Source organism: Nostoc sp. UCD121 (assembly GCF_014222285.1).
Taxonomy (GTDB): Bacteria; Cyanobacteriota; Cyanobacteriia; order Cyanobacteriales; family Nostocaceae; genus Nostoc.
This window is the reverse complement of record NZ_JACKZS010000342.1, coordinates 1-5,110: the sequence shown is the minus strand read 5'-3', so window position 1 is coordinate 5,110 and position 5,110 is coordinate 1. Positions and strand designations below refer to the sequence as shown.

The window sequence follows — 5,110 nt, the reverse complement described above, 5'->3', positions numbered from 1 at the left end:
AATCTAGTGAATAAAACAGAAAAAACATTTGCACTGACAACACCACTATATTATGTAAACGATGTCCCCCATATAGGCAGTGCTTATACGACGATCGCAGCAGATGTAGTAGCACGATTTCACAGATTACTAGGACATCGGGTATTACTAATTACAGGTACAGATGAACACGGGCAAAAAATTCAGCGATCGGCAGAAAGTTTAGGCAAAGCGCCACAAGAGTTTTGCGATGAAGTTGTCCCCAGTTTCGTTAGTTTGTGGCAGTTACTAGACATTAAATATGATCGCTTTAGTCGGACAACTGCACCTCGTCATGAAGCGATCGTCAAAGAGTTCTTTGAGCGAGTCTGGAAATCTGGTGATATCTACCAGGGACAACAACAAGGCTGGTATTGCGTATCTTGCGAAGAATTCAAAGAAGAACGCGATCTGCTAGAAGGACATCGTTGTCCGATTCATACTAACAAAGAAGTTGAGTGGCGAGACGAGCAAAACTATTTTTTCCGCTTATCTAAATATCAAAATAAGCTGACAGAATTTTATCAATCTAAACCCGATTTTATTCAACCAGAAAGTCGGCGCAATGAAGTCCTCAGCTTTGTCAATCAAGGACTGCAAGACTTTTCTATTTCACGGGTAAATCTAGATTGGGGTTTTCCTGTACCAGTTGATCCCAAACACACCCTTTATGTTTGGTTTGACGCGCTGCTAGGTTATGTCACGGCATTACTCGAACCAGATGCAGAACCAACTTTAGCAAATGCTTTAGAAACATGGTGGCCAATCAACCTGCACTTAATAGGTAAAGATATTTTGCGCTTCCATGCAGTTTATTGGCCGGCAATGTTGTTGTCAGCTGACTTACCCTTGCCAGAAAGAGTATTTGGGCATGGCTTTTTGACTAAAGATGGTCAAAAGATGGGTAAAAGTCTGGGTAATACCCTTGATCCTGTTTCGTTAGTTCAACGCTATGGTAGTGATGCCGTTCGTTATTACTTCCTTAAGGAAATCGAATTTGGCAAAGATGGAGATTTTAATGAAGTAAGGTTCATTAATGTTCTGAATGCAGATTTGGCAAATGATTTAGGTAATTTGCTCAATCGCACCTTGAGCATGGTGAAGAAATACTGCGTTAACAATAATGTTCCATCAATCGGCAATGAAGGAATTCCTGACGAAAATCCTTTGAAAACAATTGGTTTACGTCTAGGGGAACAGGTGAAAGAAGCATACAAGGAACTAGCTTTTAGTCAAGCCTGCGGCGCTATCCTTTCACTGGCACAAGCCAGTAATAAGTTTATCGATGAACAAGCTCCTTGGTCATTATATAAACAGGGACAGCAAGAGTCCGTGGAAAAAGTTCTCTACGCAGTTCTAGAATCAGTTAGACTGGCAGCTTATCTGCTATCCCCAATTATTCCAAACATCAGTAGCGATATTTATCAACAACTGGGTTTTGGAATAGACTTTAACGATCAAATACAAAGTTCAGCTACCGCTCCTTTTGCCACCCATGCGACATGGGGGATACTATCTAGTAAACAACAGTTGGGTACATTCCAACCAGTTTTTAAGCGAATAGAACCCCCGAAAAACGATTAGTCCTTATCAAACTCTGATTTTGTTCAATTTCTTATTTTCTCAAAAAATTTATCGGGGCTTAATTTATTTATATTAACCCCGGAACATTATCATAAGCCGCTGTGACTAGCATCTAAAAGTTCGTAATTTGTATCAAAAATAACAGGGATAAAAATCGAGGTATCACAATGATGTTGAATAATTTTGAAACCGATTCAATATTTACGCCAGAACAAGTTTTGGAGAATCGGGGTAGGGTCGCTATATTTATTGACGGCTCAAATCTATTTTACGCTGCACTACAACTAGGGATTGAGATCGATTACACGAAGCTATTGTGTCGATTGACTGGAGGTTCTAGACTTCTGCGATCTTTTTTCTACACTGGTGTAGACCGGACGAACGAGAAGCAACAGGGGTTCCTGCTGTGGATGCGTCGCAATGGCTATCGAGTCATTGCTAAAGATTTAGTCCAGCTACCAGATGGCTCTAAAAAAGCTAACCTGGATGTAGAAATAGCAGTAGACATGATGGCACTAGTCGATTCTTATGATACCGCAGTTTTAGTCAGCGGTGATGGGGATTTGGCTTATGCAGTCAATTCAGTTAGCTATCGCGGCGTGCGGGTAGAAGTGGTAAGTTTGCGTTCGATGACCAGTGACAGCTTAATTAATGTAAGCGATCGCTACATCGATTTAGAAGCCATCAAAGAAGACATTCAAAAAACCCCTCGCCAAAGCTATCCATACCGGCCGTTATCTGGTATCGGCTTTTTGGAAGACCCAAGAACTAGTGATGGACACCTAGAAATCCAAGAATAATGGCGTATCAATTTCATAAAAGAGGGAGACAGGGGGAGAGAAAAATTCAAAAATACTCCCCCACTCCCTCCTTCCTTTTTTTACCTTTGATTTTTTTCTTGATATTTGGTTTAGTAAGTTGTGGGGGTAAATCTCCTCCAGCTTCTCAAGAAAATTCTGCGGCTTCATCTAAGCAAGATAGCGATTTAACCTTCTTTGATGTCACCCTAGAACAGGCAGATGAAGTGGGAAGACCAATTTGGAAAGTTAGAGCTAAACAAGCCAAGTACACCAAAGATAAACAAATTGGTCAAGCTGAAAGTCCTTATGGTGAACTATATCAAGATGGCAAAGTAGTTTACCAAATCAAGGCAGATGTTGCAGATATTGAACAAGATGGGAAGCAGTTGTTTCTTAAAGGTAAGATATTTGCCACAGACCCTAGTAATGGAATTGTATTGCAAGGCAATGAGTTAGAATGGCGGCCCAAAGAAGATTTGTTGATTGTCCGCAACCAAATTAACGGTACTCACAAACAACTACAAGCTGTAGCGCAAGAAGCGCGAGTTAAAACCCGCGAACAGCGTATGGAATTTTCTGGACGAGTAGTAGCAAATTCTGCTGATCCCCAATTACAAGTAAGAACCGAGCATTTAATCTGGAATATTAAAGAAGAAAAACTGATTGGCGATCGCCCCATACAAATTGATCGCTACAAAGATAATAAAATTAGCGATCGCGGTAAGGGGAATTCTGCCGAAGTCAACTTAAAAACAAAAATTGCCACTATTCAACCGAATGCTCAATTAGATTTATTAGACCCACCCGTGCAAATAGCTAGTAACTCTATGACCTGGAATATGAACGCAGAAACTGTTACTACAAATTCCCCTGTGCGGATGTTCCAGCGTATCGATAATCTTACCGTAACCGCTAATCAAGGTGAAATGAAAATCCCGCAAAAAACGGTTTATTTAACAGGTAACGTCAACGCCATTGGTCAGCGTCGCCAGTCTTTGAAATCTAATACATTAACTTGGTATTTAGACAATAAATTAGTTGAAGCTCAGGGAAATGTAGTTTATCGGCAAGTTGATCCACCGTTAAATTTTACGGGTGAGACAGCCGTTGGTAATCTGCAAACAGAAAATATTGTTGTCAAAGGTGGCAGTTCTAGCGGTAGGGTAGTAACAGAAATTATTCCCCAACAAAGAGCCAATCGTCAGCAGTAGAGTTAGTGAAAATGGGGAGTGGGATTAGGGAGTAGGGAGTAGGGAGTAGGGAGTAGGGGGAACTTGGGGACAAGTCCTCTTACCCATTCCCCATTCCCATTCCCCATTCCCTGTAACGCTCTAGGCTAGCATCTTAGTATTACAAGCCCTTTGATAACCCATGAATGGATCAAACCGATTAGGCAAGGAATCCTTGCAGATAGCCCAGCAAGCAGAACATTCCCAGCATCACGATATAGACCACGACCATACAGATCATACTCATGGGACTGAAGAGCCTGCTCATCCTCATGTCCATAGCGAAGAATCTTTACGGCGAATTGCCAATCGATTATCGCGGATAGAAGGCCATGTTCGTGGTATCAAGACAATGGTGCAGCAAAATAGCCCTTGTCCTGATGTTTTACTGCAAATTGCCGCAGTGCGGGGCGCATTGGATAAAGTAGCGCGAATTGTTTTGGATGAACATTTAACTGAATGTATTGCTAGAGCCGCACAAGAGGGCAATATTGAAGTTGAAATTAAACAGTTAAAAGCTGCTTTAGATCGATTTTTACCTTAAAAATCAAAAATTAACTAGTACGGCAAGATATTTTGTAGAGAAGCAATATTTGGTGTATTAACTCAGGCAAAGGGTTCTTTATGCCAAAATTAATACAAATGTTTTATATTCATAGGTAATAATCTGGGCAGTTCCAAAACAATTGCACAGTGATAGATTATACCCTTTTAAAGTGTATTATGATAGGCAGATTTTGGCTTTACTTATCTGCCAAGTAGCTACCTATATGTAGTTATCAACATTTTATTTGAGCGAAGTTATTACTAATAATGTATGGACAATAAGAACAAAGAAAAAGCTATAAATCAAATTTTGCTGGGGCTTGCTTTAAAATTTTTTCCATTGATTATTCTTGGATTATTTAAGGGATATTTAAATAGCTTTTCTCCTAATTTGAGTATATTGATAGCTGTTTTAATCGTAGGGTTTTTCCTAGTAGGTTATGTATTTGTTATTAAAGGATGTTATCTCTACAGTAAAATTAAAGGGTATTCATATCCTTGGGGATGGCTAGGGTTATTAAGTTTGCTCGGCTTATCAATTTTATTACTTATTCCTTCAAAGGAAAATATAGCCTCTTTCCAAGATGAAATATCGGCAAATGAATCCTGGGATAAAATTAATATTCCAGAGATATTCCTATGTTGGATCGTTGCCCTACCAGTTTTGTTTTGGTCTATATTAGGAATATTTTGCTTATTCAATAATTTAAATTTTTCCGACATAATAAAAGATCAAACTATTCTTAATTTATTAACTATAGCTTATAGCCTTTTTTGGGTAGTGATATTATTAAAAACTTTGCAGAAAGCAGGGTTAGGTTTTAATAAAATTATTGGTTATAAAAATTATGTTAATTTAAAATTGGTTGCAGTTATTATTGCTATAGAGTTTGCTTTTGCAAAAGGATCTACAACCTTAATATTATACAATTT

5 protein-coding genes are annotated in these 5,110 nt (G+C 39.0%); all 5 read left to right on the top strand.

The window, feature by feature from the left end:
- Positions 1-1,602, top strand: a 1,602-nt coding sequence (metG, locus tag GNF10_RS35100; protein ID WP_185607415.1) for a methionine--tRNA ligase, incomplete at its 5' end; no start/stop codon positions are given.
- 170 nt (positions 1,603-1,772) lie between these two features.
- A complete protein-coding gene (locus GNF10_RS35095) occupies positions 1,773-2,402 on the top strand; it encodes an NYN domain-containing protein (RefSeq protein WP_041565095.1) in 630 nt (209 codons plus the stop codon).
- Positions 2,402-3,613: an LPS export ABC transporter periplasmic protein LptC gene (gene lptC, locus GNF10_RS35090; RefSeq protein ID WP_185581708.1), complete on the top strand. Its 1,212-nt coding sequence runs from the start codon at positions 2,402-2,404 to the stop codon at positions 3,611-3,613. The genes GNF10_RS35095 and lptC overlap by 1 nt, the downstream gene beginning before the upstream one ends.
- Positions 3,614-3,773: 160 nt before the next feature.
- Positions 3,774-4,175, top strand: a complete 402-nt coding sequence (locus tag GNF10_RS35085; protein WP_185581709.1) for a metal-sensing transcriptional repressor — start codon at positions 3,774-3,776, stop codon at positions 4,173-4,175.
- Between the two features lie 273 nt (positions 4,176-4,448).
- Positions 4,449-5,110: hypothetical protein (locus GNF10_RS35080; RefSeq protein WP_185607414.1), on the top strand; the 662-nt coding region annotated here is incomplete at its 3' end.